This is a genomic window from Microvirga sp. 3-52 (genome assembly GCF_018383585.1).
GTDB lineage: Bacteria > Pseudomonadota > Alphaproteobacteria > Rhizobiales > Beijerinckiaceae > Microvirga.
The window spans coordinates 160,327-185,886 of record NZ_JAHAMK010000001.1; the positions used below are offsets into that span (position 1 = coordinate 160,327).

The following is a 25,560-nucleotide window of genomic DNA, read 5'->3' on the forward strand; positions in this document are numbered from 1 at the left end:
GATCATGAACGAGCAATTCCGACACCCGGCTGATGCCACGTCCCATGCCAAGCTTCTCGACCGCTTGGCAGAAGTCGCCGTTCGTGTCGGCCTCGGGCTGAAGCCCGGGCAGGAATTGGTCGTGACGGCTCCGCTCGAGGCCGTCGCCTTGGTGCGGGGCGTTACGGAACATGCTTACAAGGCCGGCGCCTCCCTCGTCACCACGATTTTCTCCGACGAGGAGAGCACGCTCATGCGCTTCCGCCACGGTCGCAACGAGGGTTTCGACACGGCGCCGGCCTGGCTCTATGAGGGCATGGCAACCGCCTACAAGAACGGTGCAGCCCGGCTCGCTATCGTCGGTGAGGACCCGTCGCTCCTTGCCAAGGAGGATCCGGAAAAGGTCTCCCGTGCCAATCGGGCCCGCTCCAGGGCCTATATGCCTGCCCTCAACATGATTGCCGGCTTCGACATCAACTGGACGATCATCTCCGCAGCGACGCCTGCCTGGGCCAAGACTGTCTTTCCGGACGATCCGGAGGACGTGGCCGTCTCCAAGCTCTGGCAGGCGATCTTCTCAGCTTCCCGTGTCGATATGCCGGATCCTATCGCCGCATGGGAGAAGCACAACGCGAACCTCCAGGCGCGTACGCGCATGCTGAACGACAAGAACTACGCCACGCTCCATTTCCGAGGCCCCGGCACGGACCTGCGTGTCGGCTTGGCAGACGGGCATGAATGGAACGGCGGCTCGACCACGGCGAAGAACGGGATCGTCTGTAATGCCAATATCCCGACCGAGGAGGTTTTCACCACGCCGCACAAGGACCGGGTGGACGGATACGTGACCAGCACCAAGCCGCTCTCGTACAACGGCACCCTGATCCAGGGCATTCAGGTACGGTTCGAGGGCGGGCGCATCGTCGAGAGCAAGGCGCGCACCGGAGAGGCCGTGCTGAACAAGGTTCTCGATACCGACGAGGGCGCGCGTCGCCTCGGCGAAGTGGCTCTGGTGCCGTTTTCGTCGCCGATCTCACAAAGCGGGCTTCTCTTCTTCAACACCTTGTTCGACGAGAATGCCTCCAGCCACATTGCCCTTGGCCAAGCCTATAGCAAGTGCATCCGCAATGGCGGAACGATGAGCGAGGACGAGCTCGCGTCCCATGGCTCAAACAAGAGCCTGATCCATATCGATTGGATGATCGGCTCCAACCAGATAGACGTCGATGGTATCACACAGGACGGCAGAGCCGAGCCGCTCATGCGGGGCGGCGAATGGGTTACTAAGTAACAAATATCCGGCCTTGCAGCTGTGCCGGATCTATGATCTGGCCGATTTCCTGATCTGATGCAAACAGTGCTTGACGTGTTGGCATTATGGCTGTGATGGATTGCAGGTATCAAAGAGGTACTGATCTTGCCATCGGTGGGGTCAGTGCCTTCTCACAAGCGTGGATGTATGTCGGATACTGCCAATCTTAGGTCTCAGGACCAAGCTCTCCTGTCGGTTCGCTCCCTGTCGGTGGAGTTTGGAACGGGGAGCGGAGCCTTTAAAGCTGTCAAGGACATCAGCTTCGATGTGCAACCGGGCAGGACCCTGGCAGTCGTCGGCGAGTCGGGATCAGGCAAATCCGTCACCTCCTTGGCGATCATGCGTCTGACCGATTATACGGGCGGGCGCATCACCGGAGGGCAGGTGCTTTTCCGGCCCGACGGCGGCGAAGCGATCGATCTCGTCAAGGCGTCCGACAGCAATCTTCGCCAGATCCGCGGCAACGACATCGCGATGATCTTCCAGGAGCCGATGACGTCGCTCAATCCTGTCTTCACCATCGGCAATCAGATTTCCGAGACCCTGATCCTGCACCAAGGCTTGAACGGACGCGATGCACGCCTACGGGCGAAGGAGCTGCTGCAGAAGGTGCGCCTTCCCGACGCGGACAAGCTTCTCGACCGCTATCCGCACCAGCTCTCCGGCGGCATGCGCCAGCGCGTGATGATCGCCATGGCGCTCGCCTGCAATCCAAAGCTTCTGATCGCCGATGAGCCGACGACAGCGCTCGACGTGACGATCCAGGCGCAGATCCTGCATATCATCCGCGATCTGCAACAGGAGATGGGCACAGCGGTCATCTTCATCACGCATGACATGGGCGTCGTTGCCGAGATGGCGGACGATGTAGTGGTGATGTGGAAGGGCGAGAAGGTAGAGAAGGCGCCGGTGCGCGACATCTTCGCAGCACCCCAGCATCCTTATACCAGAGCCCTTCTCTCCGCCGTGCCGCGCCTCGGCAGTTTGAAAGGGCAGCCGTTCCCCAAGCGCACCCCCGTCATGGTGATGGATGGCGGCGTGGCCAAGCCCGTCGGCGACGCCCATGAGCAGAACACCGCCGATTACACGAAGCCGATCCTTCAGGTAGAGAAGCTCACGACTCGTTTCGATGTGGGTAAGACCTTCTTCGGTCGCGTGACTCATCGAGTTCATGCGGTGGAAGAGGTGAACTTCGACATCTATCCCGGCGAGACATTGGCGCTGGTTGGGGAGTCCGGCAGCGGCAAATCCACCATCGGGCGCACGCTGCAGCAGCTCGTCGAGCCGACGGGCGGCACGGTGCGCTTCGACGGGCGCGACATGGCGGCCATGAGCCAAGGCGAGCGGCGGCGCCTGCGGCAGGAGATCCAGTATATCTTCCAGGATCCCTTTGCCTCGCTCGATCCGCGGCATACGGCGGGCTATAGTGTTGCGGAGCCGATCATCGTTCATGGCCTGATCCCGGATCGCAAGGCGCGCGAGCGGCGCGTGCACGAATTGCTGGAGCAAGTCGGTCTGCAGCCGCAGCACGCCAAGCGTTATCCTCATGAATTCTCCGGTGGCCAGCGCCAGCGCATCTGCATCGCACGGGCGCTGGCGAGCAATCCGAAGCTCGTCATCGCGGATGAATCCGTGTCGGCTCTCGACGTGTCGATTCAGGCGCAGATCGTCAATCTGCTGATGGAGCTGCAGGAGAAGCGGCGACTGTCCTATCTTTTCATCACCCATGACATGGCTGTGGTCGAGAGGATTAGCCATCGCGTCGCGGTGATGTATCTCGGTCAGATCGTCGAGCTCGGGCCACGCCAGGCGATTTTCGAGAACCCGCAGCATTCCTATACGCGCAAGCTGCTCTCGGCAGTGCCGATTGCGGATCCGCAACGCGAGCGGGCCCAGACGCGGATCGAAGGCGAGATCCCAAGTCCCGTGCGTCCGGTCGGGCAGGAGCCCGCCATTCATCGCATGCGCGAAGTCGAGCCGGGACATTGGGTTGCGATCGAGGCCGATCAGCTCCGCGGGGCTGCGTGAGAGACCGTTTTCCAGAGGGAGACATAAGATGAAGTTTTCGACCACCATGAAAGTGCTCGGCCTGACGGCCGCTGTCGCGTTGGCACCCGTGATGGTATCTGGTGCTCAGGCCGCCGGGACGCTGACCACGGCCGTTGCCATCGATCCCGGCAGCTGGGATCCGATCGATACCTTTCTGGTCAATTGGTCGTCCGCCGCCAACAACCTCTTCGACGGGTTAACTGCTCGCGGCGCCGACATGAAGCTGAGGCCTGGCCTCGCAACGTCGTGGGAGTTTCTCGACAACAACAGCCGCATCCGATTCAAGCTGCGCCAGAACGTAAAGTTCCACAACGGCGAGCCGTTCAATGCGGCGGCCGTGAAGTTTACCTTCGATCGCCTGCTTGGCGACGAAGGCAGGAAGGGACCGCAGCAGTCGAACTACAATACCATCGATCGTGTGGAAGTCATTGACGATAACACTGTCGATTTCATCATGAAGCAGCCGGATCCCGTCTTGCTGACGAAGCTTGCCGGCTATGGCGGCATGATCGTGCCGCCCAAGTACATCCAGGAAAAGGGTGACGCTCACTTCAACCTGAACCCGGTCGGCACGGGTCCGTTCAAGTTCGTGGAATACAGCCCCAAGGTCAGCCTCACCCTCGAGGCCTTCCCCGAGCATTGGGGCGGCGCACCGAAACTCGACAAGGTCGTGACCCGCTTCATCTCGGAGGCGAACACACAGGTGGCCGAGCTTCAGGCGGGCCGCATCGATGTGGCAACCCTCATTCCGTTCGGCCTCGCGCCGACGGTGGAAAAAAGCCCTAACCTGAGCCTCATCAGCATCACCGGCCCAACGGTCGTCGCCCTGCGCCTCAATACCCGGGACGGCATCACGAAGGACGTGAATGTCCGCAAGGCGCTGATCATGGGAATCGACCGCGAGGCGATCATCAAGGCCGTGCTCCTCGGTCACGGAAAACCGATCGCAAGCTTCCAGTCCGATCTGTCCTTCGGCTACGATCCGAGTTTGAAGCCGCTGCCCTTCGATCTCGCCAAGGCGAAGCAGATGCTGCAGCAGGCGAAGGTCCCGGCTGGTGCGCCGGTGAGGATCGATTTCCGCGGCAATGACGCGACCTTCCGCGAGGTGGCTCAGGCCGCCGCGGGCTTCCTCCAGGCCCTCGGTCTCAAGCCCTCGCTCCAGCCGCACGAACCTCCGGTGCTGCTCAACGATATCATTCCGAACGGCAAGACAGGCGAAGCCTGGCACAATGCCTGGGGCGGATGGACCTTCGACTACGACAACACCGCTTACCTAATGTATCACTCTGGCGAGAAGTGGAACCCTTACGACAACGATCCCAAGCTGAACGCCCTGCTCGAGAAGCAGCGCACGATGTACGACGTGAAGGAGCGTGAGAAGGTTCTGCAGGAGATCGCGCGCTACGTGGCCGATCAGGCGCTGGAGATCCCGCTCTACAACCAGAACACGATTTTTGGCGTGAACAAGCGGGTCAAGAATTTCGATGCGCCCGCAGACAGCCGCTTCCGGTTCACGGAAACGACCGTCGAGTGACGAATAGCCTAGGACATTGCTACTCGCGGTACTGTCCGGAACCAAGATGTGAATGGAGGCCCCGCGCAAGCGGGGCCGTTTTTCCAAGAGCCAAGAAGGGCCACCCCATGGCGGGCTTCATCTTCAAACGATTGTTGCAGGCTGTTTTCGTGGTCCTCGCAGTAACTCTGATCGTCTCGTTCGCGATCAGATTGTCGGGCGATCCTGCGATCATGCTGATGGGTGGCGGCAATGTCACCGAGCAGGATCTGCAGAACATCCGGCAGTCGCTCGGGCTCGAGCGGCCGTTCTACGTCCAGTATCTCAGCTTTCTCGAAGGCATGGTAACGGGAGATTTCGGCAAGAGCTTCATGGGCGGAACGCCCGTTTCGATGCTCATTGCCAATGCCTTGCCGGCCACTCTCCTGCTGGCGTTTGCGTCCCTCCTCGCATCCATCGTCCTGTCCGTGCCGCTCGGCGTCTATGCGGCGGTGAACCGGGGGCGCTGGCCGGATCAGATGATCCGCATTCTGTCCTTGGTAGGCCTGTCATTCCCGAATTTCTGGCTCGCCATCATGATGGTGCTGCTGTTCTCCATCGTTCTCGGCCTGTTGCCGCCCAGCGGCATGGAGGGCCCGGAGAGTTTCGTCATGCCGGCGCTCACCATGGCGATCATTCTCACGGCCACGAATGTGCGCCTCGTGCGCACCTCCATGCTGGAAACGCTCTCGCAGCAATACATCATGGTGGCGCGCTCCAAAGGTTTGCGCGACCGGGTCGTCCTCTACAAGCATGCCCTGCGCAATTCAGCCATTCCGCTCGTCACGTATATCGGGCTGCAGTTCGGCGGCCTTATCGGCGGCATCGTGATCGTGGAGCGGGTGTTCAACTGGCCCGGCATGGGCACGCTCGCGTTCGATGCTATCTCGAACCGCGACTACCCGGTGTTGCAGGGCACCATCACGGTACTCGCGCTCTTCATCGTTCTCATCAATCTTCTGGTCGATATCGCCTATGGGCTTATCGATCCGCGTATCCGGACGGAGTAGGGCCCATGGCTGCCGCTCAGGCTGTGTCGTCGGCGCGCTGGCACTTTCGATCGCTCGAACTCGTTCTCGGCCTCCTGCTTACCGGTGGCATGGGGCTGGCCGTGCTGTTCTCGGGATTTCTCTTCCCTGATGGCGGCGAGAGCATGGACCTCATGGCCCGTCTCACCCCGCCTTTCCAGGATATCGCGCATCCTCTCGGCACCGATCCCCTTGGTCGTGACGTGCTGGCGCGCGTGATCGTCGGCGGCAAGATCTCGCTCACCGTCGGCATTCTCTCGGTGATGGGAGCGGTGACCGTGGGAACGCTCGTCGGGCTGGTCGCAGGCTACTATCGCGGCATCGCCGAGATCCTGCTCATGCGCTTTGCCGACATTCAGCTCGCACTTCCCTTCATCCTCGTCGCCATCATGTTCCTCGCCATTCTCGGCACCGGCGTCGACAAGGTGATCTTCTTCATGATCCTCGCGCAATGGGTGCAATATGCGCGCCTGGTGCGCGGCTCCGTGCTGGCGCTGCGAGATCGGGAGTTCATCCTCTCGGCCCGCGCTATCGGCGTCGGCAACGGACGCATCATATTCACTCATATCCTCCCCAATGTGCTTGGTCCCGTCGTCATCCTGATGACGCTCAACGTGGCCAACAACATCCTTCTCGAAAGCAGCCTCACCTTCCTGGGCCTCGGCGTCGATCCGCTCATTCCGAGCTGGGGCGGCATGCTGGCCGATGGACGCACCTATCTGCAGACGGCCTGGTGGGTCAGCGTGTTTCCGGGCCTTGCCATCATGTTCACCGTGCTCGGCCTGAACCTTCTGGGCGACTGGCTGCGCGACCTTCTCGATCCGACAGGACAGAGTTCACGATGACGACTTTGCTCGACGAACGTATCCCGCGCACTCTCGAAACCCTCCTGCGCGACTGGGCCAGGAATGATCATCGCGGCGTGACGCTCGAGGCGTGGCTGTTCGAGGATGAGACGGCACGCCGCGCCGCCGAGGCGTTGTTGGCGGAGGCCGGCGTTCGGGCACGGCTGCGCAGCGCCTACAAGCCGCTCGTCCATGCCTTTCTCGAAGAACTCGATACCACCGATCTGAAACGCGTCACCGTACGATATCCTGTGCACGAGGAGGCGGACCGCCTGCGTTTCCTCCTAGAGGCTTATCCTCTGGCGGCCCTGCTTGACGCCGAGACCCACTTCGAGCCAGGTGACGCCGATCTGAACTATCTTGTCACGCTCGAGTACACGAACGGACATGTGGCGGAGCATGCGGTCCTCGCACCGAACAGGCTTCGCCCCAACCATCTCGACGAGGTCGATCTCACGCCGACCGGCTGGCTGAAGGTCACTGGGCGGCCGGACCAGGCATCGGATCTCGATGAGCCGCTCGAAACCGAGATGGAGCAGGTGTTCCACAGGGTCATGAGGGTCGTCGCTGCGCACGAATGGCCCGAGGCGGAGCCCTATGCGGAGACGCTCGCCATCGACGTGACGATCCCCGGCATCGAGCGTCCGCTCGACTATGGCGACGAGGTCATGAGCACGCGCGAGGCGCTGCACGAGGACTTTTATTTCTCGCTGCTCGAATTCTTCAAGCGCAAGTCCGGCCGCCCACCGGAGGATCGCAGCGTGCAGCCGGGCCAGATCGTGCCGGATATCCGCGCCGGCGAGGGCGACGCGCATGTGCGTGTCACGCTTCGCGCTTTCGGGGCACCGGAGGACCCGGTGAAGCCCGAGCAGGACATCGAGACGGCGGATGCCGCGCCTGGTCTTGCGCAGATTCACCGAGAGCTCGCAGCGCTTCACGGCGAGACCTTCGAGGGAATCTCTCGGGAGGGACGCCCTGTGCAAGGAATTTACCGGGCCGGTTCGCGCCCGGCCGTTCTCGTCACCAGCGGGCAGCATGCCAACGAGACATCGGCTCCAGTCGGCACATTGAGAGCCGTGCGCCGCCTGCTGGCCAATCCGGACGCCAACATCGCCTATATCCCGGTCGAGAACCCTGACGGCTATGCGCTGCATGGACGTCTGTGCGAAGGCAATCCGCGCCACATGCATCATGCGGCGCGCTATACCTCTCTCGGCAACGATCTCGAATATGGCCAAGGTGGGCCTCTTTATGAGATCGGCGCGCGCAACCAGGCGCTGGAGATGTCGGGTGCCCAGTTGCACCTCAACCTCCACGGTTATCCGGCCCATGAATGGACCAGGCCGCTGACCGGGTATCTGCCGCGCGGGTTCGAGCTCTGGACGATCCCAAAGGGCTTCTTCCTGATCATGAGGCATCATCCCTCATGGGCCGAGACGGCGAGGACTCTGATCGAAGCTGTCACCACAGGCCTGTCGGCGGTGCCGGGCTTGGCCGATTTCAACCGCCGTCAGATCGAGATCTGCTCGATGCATTCCGGCGGGACACCCTATGAGATCATCAACGATGTGCCTTGCCTGATCACCGCGGACGAGCGCCATCCAACACCGCTGACCCTCATCACCGAATTCCCCGACGAGACGATCTACGGCGAGGCTTACCGCTTTGCGCATACGGTGCAGATGGCGACTGTCATCGCGGCCGAGGAGGCATTCGCGTCAATCATGGCGAGGGTGTCATAGGATTGCCGGTCAGGGAGTTGCTCGGCATGGACATGAGCGGGACGGTATCCGTCTGATCTCCTGTTCCCCTTCCAGCGACGGGTGCGTCCATCGCCTGGAACAAGCCGAGTCCCGCTGTCGTTCTTCGGCGGAGCCGGCACGCAGGGGCCGGTCTTGCGGAGCGAAAGCCATGGCCCGGTGGTCCTGGAAGCAGAGCGAGAACGACGCATCCCTCAAGGAGGCCGTCGATCTCGTGCGCGAGCATGGGGAAACCCTGGCGCCGATTTCCGATGAAGAAGCTTTCGGCGCCATGTTCGACCGGTTTTCCGACGCCAAGATCGTGCTTCTGGGCGAGGCGACCCATGGCACTTCGGAATTCTACCGTGCCCGTGGCGCGATCACGAAGCGCCTGATCGAGCAGCACGGCTTTTCCATCGTCGCCGTCGAAGCCGATTGGCCGGATGCGGCGCGCATCGATGCCTATGTGCGTCACCGCCATGTGCGCGATGGGGATGATACAGCCTTCGAGCGCTTCCCCACCTGGATGTGGCGCAACGAAGAGGTTTATGACTTCGTCAACTGGATGCGCGAGTACAACAAGGAGCGCCCGGAGGATGACCGTGCCGAGTTCCGCGGCCTCGACGTCTATAGTTTGAACGCGTCGATCCGCTCCGTTCTCGACTACCTCGACAAGGTCGACCCGGAGGAGGCCAGGGAGGCGAGGGGACGCTACGCTTGTCTCAGTCCCTGGCAGTCGGATCCCGCCCGTTACGGCCGCGCCGTCCTGACCGGACAGAAGAAGCCTTGCGACGAGGCGTTGCTGCGCCAGCTCCAGGATATTATCGGCAAGCGCATCGACTACCTCCAGGCCGATGGGGGTGAAGCCTTCTTCGATGCAGTGCAGAACGCCAAGATCGTCCACGCGGCCGAGCACTACTACCGGATCATGTATGAGGGCGCGACGGAGTCCTGGAACCTGCGCGATCGGCACATGTTCGAAACCTTGCAGAGCCTGCTTGCCCGGCGCGATAACGCCAAGGCGATCATCTGGGCCCACAATTCCCATATCGGCAACGCGGCCGCCACGGCCATGGGCTGGCAGGGTGAGTTCAATATCGGCGAGCTTTGCCGCAAGTCCTATCACGGCGAGGCCGTGCTGATCGGGTTCGGGACCGACCGCGGCACGGTGGCGGCTGCGGACGATTGGGACGAGCCGATGCAAGTCAAGGACGTGCGCCCGGCACGGCCCGACAGTCACGAGCGCGTCTTCCGGGATACGGGCCTAGGGTGCTTCCTGACCGACTGGCGCGAGAACGGCCAAGCCGACCTGATGGAGGTTCTCTCACGGCCACGCCTGGAGCGGGCCATCGGCGTGGTCTACCGCCCGGAGACCGAGCTCTACAGCCATTACTTCGAGGCCGTCCTGGCGGAGCAGTTCGATGCCTTCATCTGGTTCGAGGAGACCAAGGCGGTGACGCCGCTCACGCATGCGCATGGAAAGGGGATGCCGGAGACCTATCCATTCGGGCTTTAGGAGCGGGTGTCATCCCGGGGAGCCTGTCCTGCCCATACGCGCCACCTGTCATCACCGGCCCGGTGCCGGTGATCCCGGTCTGTACAGCGGTGCGTTTCACAGGGTCTGGATGGCCGGGACGAGCCCGGCCATGACGAGGAGAGTGCGGCGAGACGAGGCACGGCGTCACTCCTCCGCCTTGCCCCCGCCGTCTGCCCCTGCTAACTGACGGCCAACTCCATTCACATCTCGATCAGCAGGGCTTTTCCGTGTCCCGTCAGTTCATCTACCACATGCGTGGCCTCACCAAGACCTATTCAGGCGGCAAGAAGGTCCTGGATAACATCCATCTGTCCTTCTACCCGGATGCCAAGATTGGCGTACTCGGCGTCAATGGCGCCGGTAAGTCGACCCTGCTGCGCATCATGGCCGGTACCGATACGGACTGGACCGGCGAGGGCTGGGTCGCCGAGGGGGCGCGGGTCGGCTACCTGCCGCAGGAGCCCCAGCTCGACCCGTCGAAGAACGTCCGCGAGAACGTCATGGAGGGCGTGGCCGTCAAGAAGGCGATCCTCGACCGGTACAACGAACTCGCCATGAACTATTCCGAGGAGACGGCGGACGAGATGACCCGTCTCCAAGACGAGATCGAGGCCAAGGGCCTGTGGGATCTCGATTCCCAGGTCGACCAGGCCATGGACGCCCTGCGCTGCCCGCCGGACGACTGGTCCGTGGACAAGCTCTCGGGCGGCGAGCGCCGCCGTGTGGCTTTGTGCAAGCTGCTCCTGGAGCAGCCCGAACTGCTGCTCCTCGACGAGCCGACCAACCATCTGGACGCCGAGACGACCGCTTGGCTCGAAGGGCACCTGCGCAGCTATCCGGGCGCGATCCTGATCGTCACCCACGACCGCTACTTCCTCGACAACGTGACCGGCTGGATCCTCGAGCTCGACCGCGGCCGGGGCATTCCCTACGAGGGCAACTACTCGTCCTGGCTCACGCAGAAGCAGAAGCGCCTGGAGCAGGAGGGCCGCGAGGACGAGGCGCATAAGCGCACCATCGAGCGCGAGCGCGAATGGGTGTCGGCCTCGCCGAAGGCCCGCCAGGCCAAGTCGAAGGCCCGTATCCAGCGCTACGAGGAACTCGTGGCCAAGGCCAATGAGAAGGGCCCTACCACGGCCCAGATCATCATTCCGATTGCGGAGCGCCTGGGCAACAACGTCATCGAGTTCGACAACCTGAAGAAGGCTTTTGGCGACAAGCTCCTGATCGATGGCCTGTCCTTCAAGCTGCCGCCGGGCGGCATCGTCGGCATCATCGGCCCGAACGGTGCCGGCAAGACCACGCTCTTCCGCATGATCACGGGCCAGGAGCAGCCGGACGAAGGCTCGATCCAGATCGGCGAGAGCGTGAAGCTCGGCTATGTCGACCAGAGCCGCGACTCGCTCGACGCCAACAAGACCCTCTACGAGGAGATCTCCGGCGGCAACGAGGTGCTCTATCTCGGCAAGCGCGAGATCAATGCCCGGGCCTATTGCGGCGCCTTCAACTTCAAGGGCTCCGACCAGCAGAAGAAGGTGGGCGTGCTCTCGGGCGGCGAGCGTAACCGCGTGCACCTCGCCAAGATCCTGAAGTCCGGCTCGAACGTCCTGCTCCTCGACGAGCCGACCAACGACCTCGACGTGGATACCCTGCGGGCGCTCGAAGAGGCGCTGGAGGATTACGCGGGCTGCGCCGTGATCATCTCGCACGATCGCTGGTTCCTCGACCGCATTGCCACCCACATCCTGGCCTTCGAGGGCGACAGCCACGTGGAATGGTTCGAGGGCAACTTCGCCGATTACGAGGAGGACAAGAAGCGCCGCCTCGGCACGGATTCCACGATCCCGCACCGGATCAAGTACAAGAAGTTCGCGCGGTAAATTTAGTTGAAAGATGGGTCGGGCGCGAATTCAAGTTTGTGCCCGATCTTTTAACACGCTCGTCTAGGACGATTTGGGATAGTTATTGGCATAGGTTGAGCTTCTCTATTCGTCAGATAGGAAAAAGTCTTCGTCAATTCTTTTGATTTCGATCAACCTATCTGTCCGCACTCCAACTCCGTATTTGATCATGAGATCAGCTAATCGATCTCCATCGATGAGAGCAACCCGGAAGGGTACAGTGCTCAAGTAGGCTACGGCGCTTGGGGCAAATTTCGATGTTGTGACAAACACACCGTCACGGGCGGCATTGCCCGTTAGAGCTCCGATGAACATTTGCATCTCCGGACGGCCTACTGATCCGGATGTGTATCTCTTAGCTTGAAGATAAAGACGATCACGACCTAAGATATCGACATCGATGACACCATCGATTCCGCCATCACCGGGACGTCCAACCTGCTGCATGACGCTTGCGAAGGACGAGCCATAGCCCATAGCAAGCATAAGTTTTACGACCAGCTGTTCAAAGAACTGTGGCGTCTGTGCTTTTACCCTCTCAAGAATCTCAGAGCGCACAGCAAATTCGAGTTCACGCACTGCATCGTCAATCTGTTCATCCGGAGTTAAAGGTATTGCAGCTTTCTCAGACGTTTGTGACGCAGCGGAAATATCATTCTCTGCCTTGTCAGAGCTACGTTCAGCCCAAGTACGATATTCGGGGCTGATTTCGCGAAGAGTAGCATCGGAGACTGGCTTTCCACTCGCCAACAAATCTCTTCCTGACCCGTTGATAATGTACTTCCCTCTGGTCGGACGCGTTAATAGGCCAGCCTTGAGGAGGCAGTAGCGTGCCCAGCGGACGCGATTAGTAATTGTAAGCTCTCGTCCTGAAGGGAGCAGTCGGGATCGTTGCTCTTCGTCCAATCCAAACCTATCCGCTACCTTGCCCGCAAGCTCATCTGTCGAGAATTCGCTCATTGCCAATAGGTCGAGTACTGCTGGCATTACACCTTCCCAATTTGGGATAGACTTAGGATCTGGAATTGCCATGCGAGTCTCTGATGTTATAGATATACAGTGATACTGATACGCCCGCCTCGGGGCAAGGATCTCGCAAGAACTTCCACTGCTTCACTCAAGAGGGGGCATTCTCCTACATAGGCAATCATTGGATTGTTGAGCGAAACGGTGTATGACCCTTGAGGCACGAGACATAAGAAGAGAGTCCACGTGCCAGCCGATCATATCTCCACCTTCCAATCCGTTGCCACGCCTGAAGAAGCCGTCGAACAGCTCATTGCGCTTCATGACAGCGCGATGGAGGCGCAGCGCCAGGCTCTCGATCATTTCTTTTCCACCCGCACGGCACCCACACCCTTCGAGCGGTCCCGCTTCCGCTATCCGGAACTTCGCCTCGATTACCGCTCGACCTCCGTGCCGCCGGTGAAGCAGCGCGCCTATGCCAAATTCCAGGGCCCGGGCGTCTATGCCACCACGATCACGCAGCCGGCCTTTTTCAGGAACTACCTGCTGGAGCAGCTGAATTTCCTCGTCCGCGATTACGGCGCCACCATCGAGGTTGGCGTCAGCGACCAGGAAATTCCCTATCCTTACATCTTCGAGCGCGGCGACGAGCTGGGCCGCGGAGCCCATTCCGCTTCCGAACTCGCCCAATATTTCCCGACTCCGCTTCTCGCCAAGGTGGGAGACGAGATCGCCGACGGCACCTGGGTGTTCCATGAGAGCGAGGCGCGGCCCCTGGCGCTCTTCGACGCGGCCCGGGTCGATTATTCGCTCCGCCGTCTCGTGCATTACACCGGCAGCGACTGGCGCTGTGTCCAGCCCTGGATCCTGCTCACCAACTATCATCGCTATGTGGACCAGTTCATCCGCTGGGCCGTGAAGGAACTGGCGAACGAGGAGGGGCCCTATACGAAGCTCGTCCTGCCGGGCGGCATCACCATCGAGCGGGGGTTGGACGAGGCCGTCGTCGAAGAGCTGATCGGCTCCACGCCCTGGCACCGGTTCCAGATGCCGGCCTACCACCTGATGCGCCAGGATGGGCATGGGGTGACCCTGGTCAACATCGGCGTCGGCCCATCGAATGCGAAGAACATCACCGATCATCTGGCGGTGCTGCGGCCCCATTGCTGGCTCATGGTCGGGCATTGCGGCGGCTTGCGTCAGTCCCAGTCCATCGGCGATTACGTGCTGGCCCACGGCTACCTGCGCCGCGACCATATTCTGGATGGCGCCGTGCCGCCGGAAATCCCGATACCGGCCCTGGCCGAAATCCAGGTGGCCCTGCAGGACGCGGCCGTGCAGGTCACCGGCGAACGGGGCGAGGAGTTGAAGCGGCGCCTGCGCACCGGGACGGTCGTGACCTACGACGATCGGAATTGGGAGCTGCGCTGGAGTCAGGAACGGCGGCAGATCAATCTGTCCCGCGCCATCGCGGTGGACATGGAAAGCGGCACCATCGCGGCTCAGGGCTATCGCCTGCGGGTTCCCTACGGCACGCTGCTCTGTGTCTCGGACAAGCCATTGCACGGCGAGATCAAGCTGCCGGGCGCCGCCAATGCCTTCTATGAGCGTGCGGTGAGCGAGCATCTCATGATCGGCCTCGCCGCCCTCGACATCCTGAAGGGTCAGCGATCCTCCCTGCATTCGCGCAAGCTGCGCAGCTTCGACGAACCGCCGTTCCGCTAAGCCGCCGAATCTACGGCACTCCTCATGGATCTTGAGCGGCGGCCTCAGCCGCTGTCTCGGGCTCACCGGGATTGTCCCGGGGGGGCGATCCGAAGAGCGCGGCGCTTTTCAGCATCAGAATGGCCGGCACAAGGCCGGCCGTGACGGCAGAGGGTGCGACCCAGGACGGAGCAGGTGTATTGGCCGCCTCGGCGGCTCATTCCTCACCGCCGCCGCTCCTCCGCCTTGATGGCCCGGTGTCGGCTGTACCAGAACTCCCGATATTCCTGCATCTGCCCGCGCACGCCGTCCACGAAGACCTGGGGGTCTTCCAGATAGCATGCCAGATAGCATGGCGGCCCGAAGCCGCCCTGGCACTGGCCCGTGCGCCGGCAGCGGCTCCTGCGGCAGGTCAGCGGTACCTGCAGCACATCGGCATCGGGCAGGCGGGAGAGGATGTGCTGAACGCGGCTCATGATGAAACCCCCGAAGGAATGAACTGACGGGAAAGGGATTGGAAGGAATGAAGGCGTGCGCCTGCGGCCCGGGGCTGGATCAGCCCCGGGTTTGAAGGCAATCGAGGGTGGCGCGAGTGGCGGCCCGGCTCGATGACTATGGGTTTGATGGAAGAGCCGGACGGCCGCTTCGCGCACGGCTTCTTTAGGCGGACAGGAGAGGCAGGCTCAGTCGACCGCCGCAGGCGGGGTCGTCTGCGCGACGGGGGCCTGCGACCGATCCCGACTACCCGCCCACCTCCTGGGCCTCCTGTCATGCGGGCTTGCGTGACCGGCACACTGGAGTGTGCGGGCTCCCACGCTGCGACGCCTCGAGCGCGCCCCTCGTCAGGAACCGATCTAAGGCAACTCTCTAGCTTGTGTGCAACACAGTGTCAAGAACAAAGTGAGAACATTGTCCCCAGGCCTGACCACGCCCTCCACGTCATCGCCGGCCTTGTGCCGGTGATCCCGATCGGAAAGGCACAGCGCCTCTCAGCATCGGGATGGCCGGGTCAAGCCCGGCCATGACGCCGGAGGAGGCGATGACGCCAGCGCGTGTCATTCCAGATCGTCTGCCCCCGGATATGAGCCGAGAATCAGTCCGGGCCACCCACGCCTTCCGGAACCGCAGCGGCGCAACGACGGGGATCCCCGGAATAGGCCCGGGGATGACGGGAAGATGAGCGGAGAAGTGACCTGCGCCGTCGTTCCGGGACGAGACTCAGCGAGAGCTTGACCGGAAGGGCCGCGGGTGTGGAAACCCGGAACGATGACGCTCCCGATCCGCACACAGCGGCCGCCGCCGTGTCCTCTCCTGTGCCGGCAGGGTACCAGGTTCCGCTGCGGGGCTCCGGGACGACGGGAGGCGGAGATGTCATCATGCCCGGCTGCAGCGGGCGAAAGCCCTTGCAAGGGAAGGAGCCCCGTGGCGCCGGGACTGCGGGTGGATCTCCTGCGATAGCCCCGCCATCTCCGGCCAGGCATGGCAAAGGGAGCGACAGGGATGCCGAACCCCGGGCCAAAGCTTCCCTTGCCCCCGATCCAAAATAGATATAAATATATCTTTATATGTAAGAGCGAGATTGGCTGTGTCCGACACCCCGCCTCCGTCACTGGATCTCACCCTGGACGTCCTGCGGGCCGCCGCCGAGGAAACGCGTCTGCGGATCCTGGCTTTGCTGACGGAGGGCGAACTCTCCGTTTCCGACCTCACGGACATCCTCGGGCAGTCCCAGCCGCGCATTTCCCGCCACCTGAAGCTTCTCGTCGAGGCCGGCCTCGTGGAGCGGCACCGGGAAGGGGCTTGGGCTTTCTTCCGGCTCACCGACCGCGGTGTGGCGCTTCGCATTATTCGCCCGACCTTGGAGAGCCTCGACCGCTCCGATCCGCAACTGCTCGAGGATCGCACCCGTCTCGAGGGCGTGCGCGCCCAGCGCTCGCAGGCCGCGCAGGCCTTCTTCTCCCGTCTGGCGCCGGACTGGGACCGGATCCGCTCCCTCCATGCGCCCGAAGCGGTGGTCGAGGCCGCCGTCCTCGATACCCTGGGCTCTGCCAAGATCCGCAATCTCGTCGATCTCGGCACCGGCACCGGCCGCATGCTGCAGCTGCTGGCGCCGCGGGCCAACCGCACGGTCGGCCTCGATGCCAGTCACGCCATGCTCTCCGTGGCACGGGCCAATCTGGAAAAGGCGGACCTGCGAGGCATCGAGCTGCGCCAGGGGGACATCTATGCTCCTCCGTTCCCGCGCAATACCTTCGATCTTGTCGTCATCCATCAGGTGCTGCATTACCTGGATGACCCAGCCCGCGCGATCCGCGAGGCCGCGCGTCTCGTGGCGCCCGGCGGGCGGATCCTCGTGGTCGATTTCGCACCGCATAATCTCGAATTCCTGCGAGAGGTCCAGGCCCATCGCCGTCTCGGCTTCGCCTCCTCTCAGGTGGCAGGCTGGCTCGACGAGGCAGGGCTCGACTGCACGCTCAACCGTGAGATCGCTCCGCCGAAGAAGGGCGACGAGCAATTGACCGTATCCCTTTGGCTTGGCCAGGATCGTCGCGTGGTGACGGATTGGCCCATGAGTGAACCCGACAGAGAGGTCGCCTGATGTCACCGCTCACCCTTCGCCCGAGCCGGCAGGTCTCCTGTCCGATCAAGGTCTCCTTCGAGTTCTTCCCACCGAAGACCCCGGAGATGGAGACGACGCTCTGGGCCTCCATCCAGCGTCTCGCCCCTCTCAATCCGCAATTCGTTTCCGTCACCTATGGCGCCGGCGGCTCGACCCGTGAGCGTACGCACACGACGGTTTCCCGTCTCGTGCAGGAAACCCATCTCAAGCCAGCCGCGCATCTGACCTGCGTCGCAGCGACGAAAGAGGAAGTGGACGAGGTCGTTCACTCCTACTGGGATGCCGGCGTGCGCCACATCGTGGCACTTCGCGGCGACCCGGTATCCGGCATCGGCACGGCCTATGAGCCACAACCTGGCGGTTACCAGCAGACCTGTGACCTCGTGGCCGGCATCAAGGCGATCGGCGATTTCGAGGTCTCCGTATCGGCCTATCCGGAGAAGCATCCCGAGGCCGCGTCGCTCGATGCGGATATCGACGTGCTGAAGGCGAAGGTCGATTGCGGCGCGGACCGTGCCATCACCCAGTTCTTCTTCGACAACGATCATTACTTCCGCTATCTCGACCGCGTGCGCGCACGGGGCATCGATATTCCCATAGTGCCCGGCATCGTGCCGGTGCAGAACTTCAAGCAAACGGCGAACTTCGCCTCCAAGACCGGTGCGAGCGTGCCAGGCTGGCTTGCCTCCCGCTTCGAGGGCTTGGAGAACGACGTCGAGACGCGCAAGCTCGTCGCAGCCGCCGTTGCGGCCGAGCAGGTGATCGATCTCGTCGACCGCGGCGTGAACGAGTTCCACTTCTACACCATGAATCGCGCCGATCTGGTTTATGCCATCTGCCATCTGCTCGGATTGCGCGATCAGAGCGTGAAAGCCGCAGCTTGAGTTTCGTGAGGCCCGGTTCGCGAGCCGGGCACTCGTGTTTGCCTGCCTTGAAAGAGCCTCGCCTGTCGGCGCAACTCCGACCGCGATGAAAAGAGAACAGATCGAATGGCTGCATATACTCCTCGCCCGGCCAATGGCGCTGACGTGATCAACGCGCTCCGTGATGCCGCCTCCAGGCGGATTCTCGTGCTCGACGGCGCGATGGGAACGGAGCTGCAGAACTCGCGCTTCTCGGAAGAGGATTTCCGGGGGCAGCGCTTCAAGGACTGGAAGCAGGACGTCAAGGGCAACAACGACCTGCTCATCCTCACGCAGCCGGATGCGGTGCGCAACGTACACCTCGACTACTTCCGGGCAGGCGCGGACATCGTCGAGACCAACACCTTCTCCGGCACCTCCATCGCCCAGGCCGATTACGGCATGGAGGAGATCGTCTACGATCTGAATTTCGAGGGCTCACGCCTTGCGCGCGAAGCGGCGCTCATTGCCGAAAAAGAAGATGGCCGCCGCCGCTTCGTGGCCGGTGCCGTCGGGCCGACGAACCGCACGCTCTCGATCTCGCCGGACGTGAACAATCCGGGCTATCGCGCGGTGACCTTCGATCAGGTGCGGGATGCTTATGCCGAGCAGGTGAGGGGGCTCATCGATGGCGGTTCCGAGATCATTCTCATCGAGACGATCTTCGACACGCTGAATGCCAAGGCTGCCATCGTCGCGACGCATCGGGTCTTCGCCGAGAAGGGCGTGACGCTGCCGATCATGATCTCAGGCACGATCACGGATCTCTCCGGTCGTACGCTGTCGGGCCAGACGCCCACGGCCTTTTGGCATTCGGTGCGCCACGCGGAGCCGTTCTCGATCGGCCTCAACTGCGCGCTCGGAGCCCGCGAGATGCGCGCACATATCCAGGAAATCGGCAAGGTCGCCGACACGCTGGTCTGCGCCTATCCGAATGCGGGCCTGCCCAACGAGTTCGGTCTCTACGACGAGCGTCCCGAGGCGACGGCCGCGATGCTCGCGGAATTCGCCGAGGCGGGGCTCGTCAACGTGGTCGGCGGCTGTTGCGGCACGACGCCGGATCATATCCGGGCCATCGCCGAGGCCGTGGCGGGGAAGACACCGCGTGTGGTGCCGAAGATGCAGCCGCTCATGCGCCTGTCGGGTCTCGAACCCTTCAACCTGACCTCTGACATTCCCTTCGTGAATGTGGGCGAGCGCACGAACGTCACGGGTTCCGCCAAGTTCCGCAAGCTCATCACCAATGGAGACTATGCGGCCGCCCTCGACGTGGCGCGCGATCAGGTAGCGAACGGCGCGCAGATCATCGACATCAACATGGACGAGGGCCTGCTGGACTCCGAAAAGGCCATGGTGGAGTTCCTCAATCTCGTCGCGGCCGAGCCCGACATCGCCCGCGTGCCGGTGATGGTGGATTCCTCCAAGTTCCACGTGATCGAGGCCGGCCTCAAGTGCATCCAGGGCAAGGCCATCGTGAACTCGATCTCCATGAAGGAGGGCGAGGAGTCTTTCATCGAGCACGCGAAGATCTGTCGCTCCTACGGCGCTGCCGTCGTCGTCATGGCCTTCGACGAGCAGGGCCAGGCGGATACGCTGGAGCGCAAGGTCGAAATCTGCACGCGTGCGTACGAGATCCTCACCGAGCAGGTCGGCTTCCCGCCCGAGGACATCATCTTCGACCCGAACGTGTTCGCGGTCGCCACCGGCATCGAGGAGCACAACGGCTACGGGGTCGACTTCATCGAGGCGACCCGGATCATTCGCGAGACGCTGCCGCATGCGCACATCTCCGGCGGCGTGTCGAATCTGTCCTTCTCTTTCCGCGGAAACGAGCCGGTGCGCGAGGCCATGCATTCCGTATTCTTGTTTCATGCCATCAAGGTCGGCATGGACATGGGGATCGTGAATGCGGGGCAGCTCGCCGTCTATGACGAGATCGACCCGGAGCTGCGCGAGCTGTGCGAGGATGTGGTGCTCAACCGCCGACCCGACGCGACGGAGCGCTTGCTGGAGGCGGCTCCGCGCTTCAAGGGCGACGGCTCGGGCGCTCCGAAGGCCGCCGATCTCGAATGGCGCTCCTGGCCGGTCGCGAAGCGCATCGAGCATGCGCTCGTCAACGGAATCACCGAGTTCATCGAGCAGGATACGGAAGAGGCGCGGCAGGCTGCCGAGCGTCCGCTGCACGTGATCGAAGGCCCGCTCATGGCCGGAATGAACGTGGTGGGCGATCTCTTCGGCGCCGGCAAGATGTTCCTGCCGCAGGTGGTGAAGTCCGCGCGCGTCATGAAGCAGGCCGTGGCCTATCTCATGCCGTTCATGGAGGCGGAAAAGGAAGCCACCGGCAGTACGGAGCGCTCCACGGCCGGCAAGGTGCTGATGGCCACCGTGAAGGGCGACGTGCACGATATCGGCAAGAACATCGTCGGCGTGGTCCTCGCCTGCAACAACTACGAGGTCCTCGATCTCGGCGTCATGGTGCCGGCCCAGAAGATCCTGGAGACGGCCCGCAAGGAGAAGGTGGATGTGATCGGCCTGTCAGGCCTGATTACGCCGTCTCTCGACGAGATGGTGCATGTGGCGAGCGAGATGGAGCGCGAGGGCTTCGACATTCCGCTCCTCATCGGCGGCGCCACCACGAGCCGCGTGCACACGGCGGTGAAGATCCACCCGAACTACCATAAGGGCCAAGCCGTCTATGTGACGGATGCAAGCCGCGCCGTGGGCGTCGTCTCGTCCCTGCTGTCGCCCGACATGAAGGACGGCTATGTGGAGACGCTTCGCTCCGAATACCGCAAAGTGGCCGACGCTCATGCCCGTTCGGAGGCCGACAAGCAGCGCCTGTCCATCGAGAAGGCCCGCGCCAACAAACTTGCGATCGATTGGTCGTCCTACCAGCCGCCGAAGCCCAGCTTCACCGGCGCGCGCGTGTTCCGCAGCTACGATGTCGGCGAGCTCGTCCCCTATATCGACTGGACGCCGTTCTTCCAGACCTGGGAGCTGAAGGGCCGCTTCCCGGCGATCCTCGAAGACGAGAAACAGGGCGAAGCCGCGCGGCAGCTCTGGGACGACGCGCAGGCGATGCTCAAGCAACTTGTAGACGAGCGCTGGTTCAATCCGAAAGCGGTCATCGGCTTCTGGCCCGCCAACGCGGTGGGGGACGACATCCGTCTCTACACGGGCGAGAGCCGCACGGAGCCGCTTGCAACCTTCTACGGCCTGCGCCAGCAGCTCTCGAAGCGGGACGGCAAGCCCAATATCTGCCTGTCCGATTTCGTCGCGCCCGTCGAGAGTGGACGGCCGGATTGGGTCGGTGCCTTCGTGGTCACCTCCGGCATCGAGGAAGTGCGCATCGCGGAACGCTTCGAGCGTGCCAACGACGATTACCGCTCGATCATGGTGAAAGCGCTCGCCGACCGTCTGGCGGAGGCGTTCGCGGAGCGCATGCACGAGCGCGTGCGCAAGGAGTTCTGGGGCTATGCCTCTGACGAGAACCTCACGAACGAGGGGTTGATCGGGGAGGAGTACCAGGGCATCCGTCCTGCGCCCGGCTATCCCGCACAGCCCGATCATACCGAAAAGGCGACCCTGTTCAGCCTGCTTGAGGCCGAGCGCCGCATCGGTGTGACGCTCACCGAATCCTATGCCATGTGGCCGGGCTCGTCCGTGTCGGGTCTCTACCTGTCGCATCCGGACGCCTATTACTTCGGCGTCGCCAAGGTCGAGCGGGATCAGGCGGAGGATTACGCGGCGCGCAAGGACATGAGTGTGACGGAGGTCGAACGTTGGCTCGCTCCGATCCTCAACTACGATCCGGCAAGGTATCGCATCTTGGCGGCGGAATAAGGCTCCGACGAGCCTCCCATGTCATGGCCGGGCTTGTCCCGGCCATCTCGATCGTTTGGAGCGCCACACGCTCTGTCTCGTCATCACCGGCACAAGGCTGGCGAATGATGGGTAAAGAGCGGCTTCGGTCGTCACCATGCGCAGCGAGATGACTTCGCGACCTCCACACAATCTCACTCGCGCCGCAGCGCCTCGATGGGATCGAGCTTGGCCGCGCGCTGCGCCGGATAGAACCCGAAGAAGATGCCGACAAGCGCCGAGAAGCCGACCGCGATGAGGGTGGCGTTCGTCGACACGAGCGAAGGCCAGCCGGCGAGCTGCGCCACGAGATAGGCGGCGCCCACGCCAAGGCCGATGCCGAGGGCCCCGCCGATGGTGGAGAGCGTCGTCGCCTCGATCAGGAACTGGCTCAGGATGTCGCGCGGCCGCGCCCCGACCGCTAAACGCAGGCCGATCTCGCGGGTGCGCTCGGTGACCGAGACCAGCATGATGTTCATGATGCCGATGCCGCCGACCAGAAGCGACACGGCGGCGACGGCGGCGAGCAGCATGGAGAGCGTGTTGGCGGAGGCGGACGCAGTGTTGGCGATCTCCGTCAGGTTCCGGATCGAGAAATCGTCCTCGTGCTCGGCCACAATGCGGTGCCGCTGGCGCAGGAGCTCGGTCATGGTCTCGATGCCCGGCTGGATGTCACTCTCGTGGGCGAACTTCACGAAGATCGAGCCGACGGATCCGTCCTTGGCGTAGTTGCGCCCGATCACGCGGCGTCGGCCGGCATCGAGCGGCACGAAGACGGCGTCGTCCTGATCCTGCCCGAAGGCCGATTGGCCCTTCGGCGCCATGACACCGATGACGCGGAAGGGCACGTTGCGCACGCGCACGATCTGGTCGATGGGATCGTCCTCTCCGAAGAGGTTGCGGGCAACCGTCTGACCGAGAAGGATCACGATGTCGCCGCGGCGGACCTCTTCCGGGTCGAAGGTACGCCCGGTGGCAACATCCCACTCGCGGGCGGAGAACCAGTCGAGATCGATGCCGTAGATGCGCGTGCCCCAGTTGCTGCCGCCCGCGACGACTTGCGTGCCGCCCTGCACGAAAGGGGCTGCCGCGACCACGCCGTCGACCTCGCGGCGGATGGCCTCCGCGTCTTCATCCGTGAGGGATGAAGCTGCACCCGCGCCGAGTCTTGCGCCACCCTGCGTCACGTTCCCTGGGGTGACGATGGCGAGGTTCGCCCCAAGGGAGCGGATCTGTTGATCGACGAGATTGCGCGCGCCTGAGCCGATCGCCACCATGGCGATGACGGCGGCCACGCCGATGACGATGCCAAGCATGGTGAGCAGGCTGCGCAGGGCATTCGCCAGAATGGCGGAGAGGGCGGAGCGGATGGCTTCGACCAGTCTCATTCCGCAGCCTCCCGGGCGAGCGCGCTTGCATCGACCGGCGACTGGCGGTGATCCTCGATCACGCTGCCGTCCCGGAAACGGACGAGGCGACGCGCGTGGCGCCCGACTTCGGCATCATGGGTGACCAGCACGATCGTGACGCCCTCGCGGTTGAGTTCCTGAAACAGGGCCATGATCTCGCTCGCCGTGCGGCTATCGAGAGCGCCGGTGGGTTCGTCGGCGAGCAGCAGGCTCGGGCTGTTGACGAGCGCGCGCGCAATGGCGACGCGCTGCTGCTGTCCTCCCGACAGCTGCATCGGGCGGTGATGCGCCCGCTCGGCGAGGCCGACGCGACCGAGCGCATGGAGAGCCCGGTCACGGCGCGTCCTGCGGTCGCAGCCTGCATAGATCATCGGGAGTTCGACGTTGCCCAGCGCATCGGTGCGGGGCAGCAGGTTGAACTGCTGGAAGACGAAACCGATCTCGCGGTTGCGCAGGCGCGCCAAGCCATCCGCATCGAGGCTTTCGACGGCCGTGCCGGCGAGCCGGTAATGGCCGCCGGTCGGCTTGTCGAGACAGCCGATGAGGTTCATGAACGTGGATTTTCCGGAGCCGGACGGACCCATCACGGCGACGAAATCACCCTTGTCGATGTCGAGCGACACCGCGTCGAGCGCCACGACGCGGGCCGCGTCGAGTTCATAGACCCGTCTCAGATCGCGCGTTTCGATGAGGGCCACGGGTGCTCCCTTAGAACATGCGCGGCGGGCGCGGGCGGCGGTTCGCGGCTGAGCCGTTCGTCTCCTCCGCGGCGTCGGAGCGCTGGGCGCCGATGATGATGGCTGCACCTTTCTGCACGTCACCGCGCACGATTTCCGTGTAGATCCCGTCCGTCGCCCCGAGCCGTACGTGTACCACCTGCGGATTGCCGTCCGGTCCGACACGGTAGATGCGTCCGCTGGTGCCCTCGTCAGACTGCATTTCCGCATCCTGGCTGCGCGCACGACGACGCGGCGGCTGGCCGTTCTGCGCAACGGTTCTCGGCTCGCTCGAAGCGACAGCGACAGTCGGCCGGAAGCGTAAAGCCGCGTTCGGGATGCGCAGCACGTCCTCGCGCTCATCCGTGACAATCTGGAGATTTGCCGTCATGCCGGGCAGGAGCGCCTGGTCCAGATTCCTCACGCCGATGACGGCCGTGTAGGTCACCACGTTCTGCACCGTCTGCGCGGCCAGGCGGACCATGCGAACGCTGCCTTCGAAGGCGCGGTTCGGATAGGCATTGACCGTGAAGGTCACCTTCTGCCCGTCCTTGAGTCGGCCCACATCCGCTTCGTCGATATTGGCATAGATGTCGATCTCCCGAAGATCCTGCGCGATGGTGAACAGGGTCGGTGCAGAGAGCGAGGCCGCGACGGTCTGACCCAGTTCGATGTCGCGCTTCACCACGACGCCATCGACCGGGGACTTGATCGCGGTTCGGGCGAGATCGATCTCGATGTCCTTCAGCTTCGCCTGTCGTTGGAGGATGATGGCCTCGGCCGATTTCACCCCGGCCTCGGCCAGCGCGAGGTCCGCCTTGAGGCCCTCGGCCTCCGCCTTGTTGGAGGCGATCTGCGCTTCGGCTGACACGAGGTTTGCCTTCTGAATGTCGACCTGCGTTCCGGCCTGCTCCAGCGCTGTCTGAGTTCCCACCGCGCGGGTCGTCAGTTCCCGCTGCCTGTCGAGATTGCGCTGCGCTTCCGCAAGCTGCGCCTGGGTCCGGTCGCGCTGGGCCTGAAGATCGTCGGCCTGCGCCTCGGCGCGCTGCAGGGAAGAACGTGCCTTGTCGATCTGTGCGCGTTTGGTGTCGAGATCGGCCTTCGCCTGGGCGAGATCCGCCAGGGCCGCGTCACGGCGAGACTTGATCTGTTCGGCGTAGAGGCGGGCCACCACCTGGCCTTCCTTTACAGGCGTGTTGTAGTCGGCAAGGATCTCGACTACCTGGCCGGAGAGCTGGGAGCCGACCAGAACGGTCGTGACGGGGTTGAGCGTGCCGGTCGCGCGGACGCTGGCCGTGATGGGGCCGCGATCCACCGCGCCGAGGCGATAGGCCTGATCGGACGCGTTGCCGCCCGTGGGCTTCCACAGCACGAAGCCTAACGCCCCTGCCACAACGAATAGGCCGATCAACCACAACCAGACGCGACGCACCGAAAAAC

Annotated in this window: 17 protein-coding genes; 12 read left to right on the plus strand and 5 right to left on the minus strand. The window is 63.1% G+C overall.

Annotation, left to right across the window (positions count from 1 at the left end; genetic code table 11):
- Positions 1–4: 4 nt before the first annotated feature.
- The 8 genes from KHP60_RS00830 to ettA all read left to right on the plus strand — a co-directional run bounded on the left by KHP60_RS00830 (position 5) and on the right by ettA (position 11,921).
- A complete protein-coding gene (locus tag KHP60_RS00830; protein ID WP_213561638.1) occupies positions 5–1,270 on the plus strand; it encodes an aminopeptidase in 1,266 nt (421 codons plus the stop codon).
- Positions 1,271–1,438: 168 nt separating this feature from the next.
- Positions 1,439–3,319, plus strand: a complete 1,881-nt coding sequence (locus tag KHP60_RS00835; protein ID WP_213561639.1) for an ABC transporter ATP-binding protein — start codon at positions 1,439–1,441, stop codon at positions 3,317–3,319.
- Positions 3,320–3,347: 28 nt separating this feature from the next.
- The gene (locus KHP60_RS00840; protein ID WP_213561640.1) at positions 3,348–4,874 is read left to right on the plus strand and encodes an ABC transporter substrate-binding protein; all 1,527 of its coding nucleotides are present in this window, start codon (positions 3,348–3,350) and stop codon (positions 4,872–4,874) included.
- Between the two features lie 107 nt (positions 4,875–4,981).
- A complete protein-coding gene (locus KHP60_RS00845; protein WP_213561641.1) occupies positions 4,982–5,902 on the plus strand; it encodes an ABC transporter permease in 921 nt (306 codons plus the stop codon).
- A gap of 5 nt (positions 5,903–5,907) precedes the next feature.
- The gene (locus tag KHP60_RS00850; protein WP_213561642.1) at positions 5,908–6,765 is read left to right on the plus strand and encodes an ABC transporter permease; all 858 of its coding nucleotides are present in this window, start codon (positions 5,908–5,910) and stop codon (positions 6,763–6,765) included.
- Complete coding sequence (locus KHP60_RS00855) at positions 6,762–8,507, plus strand: M14 family zinc carboxypeptidase (protein ID WP_213561643.1); 1,746 nt, start codon at positions 6,762–6,764, stop codon at positions 8,505–8,507. Before KHP60_RS00850 ends, KHP60_RS00855 begins: the two co-directional genes overlap by 4 nt.
- A 169-nt stretch (positions 8,508–8,676) precedes the next feature.
- Positions 8,677–10,020: an erythromycin esterase family protein gene (locus tag KHP60_RS00860; RefSeq protein WP_213561644.1), complete on the plus strand. Its 1,344-nt coding sequence runs from the start codon at positions 8,677–8,679 to the stop codon at positions 10,018–10,020.
- Between the two features lie 248 nt (positions 10,021–10,268).
- Positions 10,269–11,921: an energy-dependent translational throttle protein EttA gene (gene ettA / locus KHP60_RS00865; protein ID WP_213561645.1), complete on the plus strand. Its 1,653-nt coding sequence runs from the start codon at positions 10,269–10,271 to the stop codon at positions 11,919–11,921.
- Positions 11,922–12,026: 105 nt separating this feature from the next.
- Here the strand turns inward: ettA and KHP60_RS00870 are convergent, their stop codons facing one another.
- Entirely contained in the window at positions 12,027–12,974 is a 948-nt protein-coding gene (locus KHP60_RS00870) for a restriction endonuclease (protein WP_213561646.1), read from the minus strand.
- Positions 12,975–13,154: 180 nt separating this feature from the next.
- Between KHP60_RS00870 and KHP60_RS00875 the strand changes: the two genes are divergently transcribed.
- A complete protein-coding gene (locus tag KHP60_RS00875) occupies positions 13,155–14,633 on the plus strand; it encodes an AMP nucleosidase (RefSeq protein ID WP_311924515.1) in 1,479 nt (492 codons plus the stop codon).
- A gap of 203 nt (positions 14,634–14,836) precedes the next feature.
- On the opposite strand, the gene KHP60_RS00880 is transcribed toward KHP60_RS00875, so the two are convergent.
- Entirely contained in the window at positions 14,837–15,088 is a 252-nt protein-coding gene (locus tag KHP60_RS00880; protein WP_213561647.1) for a hypothetical protein, read from the minus strand.
- 1,109 nt (positions 15,089–16,197) lie between these two features.
- Here KHP60_RS00880 and KHP60_RS00885 point away from each other — a divergent pair.
- The 3 genes from KHP60_RS00885 (at position 16,198) to metH (ending at position 21,977) form a co-directional block, all read left to right on the plus strand.
- A complete protein-coding gene (locus tag KHP60_RS00885) occupies positions 16,198–17,211 on the plus strand; it encodes a metalloregulator ArsR/SmtB family transcription factor (RefSeq protein WP_213561891.1) in 1,014 nt (337 codons plus the stop codon).
- Positions 17,211–18,116, plus strand: a complete 906-nt coding sequence (gene metF, locus KHP60_RS00890) for a methylenetetrahydrofolate reductase [NAD(P)H] (protein WP_213561648.1) — start codon at positions 17,211–17,213, stop codon at positions 18,114–18,116. Before KHP60_RS00885 ends, metF begins: the two co-directional genes overlap by 1 nt.
- 105 nt (positions 18,117–18,221) lie before the next feature.
- The gene (metH, locus tag KHP60_RS00895) at positions 18,222–21,977 is read left to right on the plus strand and encodes a methionine synthase (protein WP_213561649.1); all 3,756 of its coding nucleotides are present in this window, start codon (positions 18,222–18,224) and stop codon (positions 21,975–21,977) included.
- Between the two features lie 173 nt (positions 21,978–22,150).
- On the opposite strand, the gene KHP60_RS00900 is transcribed toward metH, so the two are convergent.
- The 3 genes from KHP60_RS00900 to KHP60_RS00910 are packed head-to-tail and all read right to left on the minus strand — an operon-like array spanning position 22,151 to position 25,492.
- A complete protein-coding gene (locus KHP60_RS00900; protein ID WP_213561650.1) occupies positions 22,151–23,383 on the minus strand; it encodes an ABC transporter permease in 1,233 nt (410 codons plus the stop codon).
- Positions 23,380–24,102 (minus strand): ABC transporter ATP-binding protein, encoded by a 723-nt coding sequence (locus tag KHP60_RS00905; RefSeq protein WP_213561651.1) that lies wholly within the window; start codon positions 24,100–24,102, stop codon positions 23,380–23,382. Before KHP60_RS00905 ends, KHP60_RS00900 begins: the two co-directional genes overlap by 4 nt.
- Before the next feature lie 10 nt (positions 24,103–24,112).
- A complete protein-coding gene (locus tag KHP60_RS00910) occupies positions 24,113–25,492 on the minus strand; it encodes an efflux RND transporter periplasmic adaptor subunit (protein WP_213561652.1) in 1,380 nt (459 codons plus the stop codon).
- Between the last annotated feature and the right edge of the window lie 68 nt (positions 25,493–25,560).

Excerpts from the sequence above, each read along its gene's own strand:
- KHP60_RS00830 (WP_213561638.1), top strand. The coding sequence starts at position 5 with ATGAACGAGCAATTCCGACACCCGGCTGATGCCACGTCCCATGCCAAG.
- KHP60_RS00835 (WP_213561639.1), top strand. The coding sequence starts at position 1,439 with ATGTCGGATACTGCCAATCTTAGGTCTCAGGACCAAGCTCTCCTGTCG.
- KHP60_RS00840 (WP_213561640.1), top strand. The coding sequence starts at position 3,348 with ATGAAGTTTTCGACCACCATGAAAGTGCTCGGCCTGACGGCCGCTGTC.
- KHP60_RS00845 (WP_213561641.1), top strand. The coding sequence starts at position 4,982 with ATGGCGGGCTTCATCTTCAAACGATTGTTGCAGGCTGTTTTCGTGGTC.
- KHP60_RS00850 (WP_213561642.1), top strand. The coding sequence starts at position 5,908 with ATGGCTGCCGCTCAGGCTGTGTCGTCGGCGCGCTGGCACTTTCGATCG.
- KHP60_RS00855 (WP_213561643.1), top strand. The coding sequence starts at position 6,762 with ATGACGACTTTGCTCGACGAACGTATCCCGCGCACTCTCGAAACCCTC.
- KHP60_RS00860 (WP_213561644.1), top strand. The coding sequence starts at position 8,677 with ATGGCCCGGTGGTCCTGGAAGCAGAGCGAGAACGACGCATCCCTCAAG.
- KHP60_RS00870 (WP_213561646.1), bottom strand. The coding sequence starts at position 12,974 with ATGGCAATTCCAGATCCTAAGTCTATCCCAAATTGGGAAGGTGTAATG.
- KHP60_RS00880 (WP_213561647.1), bottom strand. The coding sequence starts at position 15,088 with ATGAGCCGCGTTCAGCACATCCTCTCCCGCCTGCCCGATGCCGATGTG.
- metF (WP_213561648.1), top strand. The coding sequence starts at position 17,211 with ATGTCACCGCTCACCCTTCGCCCGAGCCGGCAGGTCTCCTGTCCGATC.
- metH (WP_213561649.1), top strand. The coding sequence starts at position 18,222 with ATGGCTGCATATACTCCTCGCCCGGCCAATGGCGCTGACGTGATCAAC.
- KHP60_RS00900 (WP_213561650.1), bottom strand. The coding sequence starts at position 23,383 with ATGAGACTGGTCGAAGCCATCCGCTCCGCCCTCTCCGCCATTCTGGCG.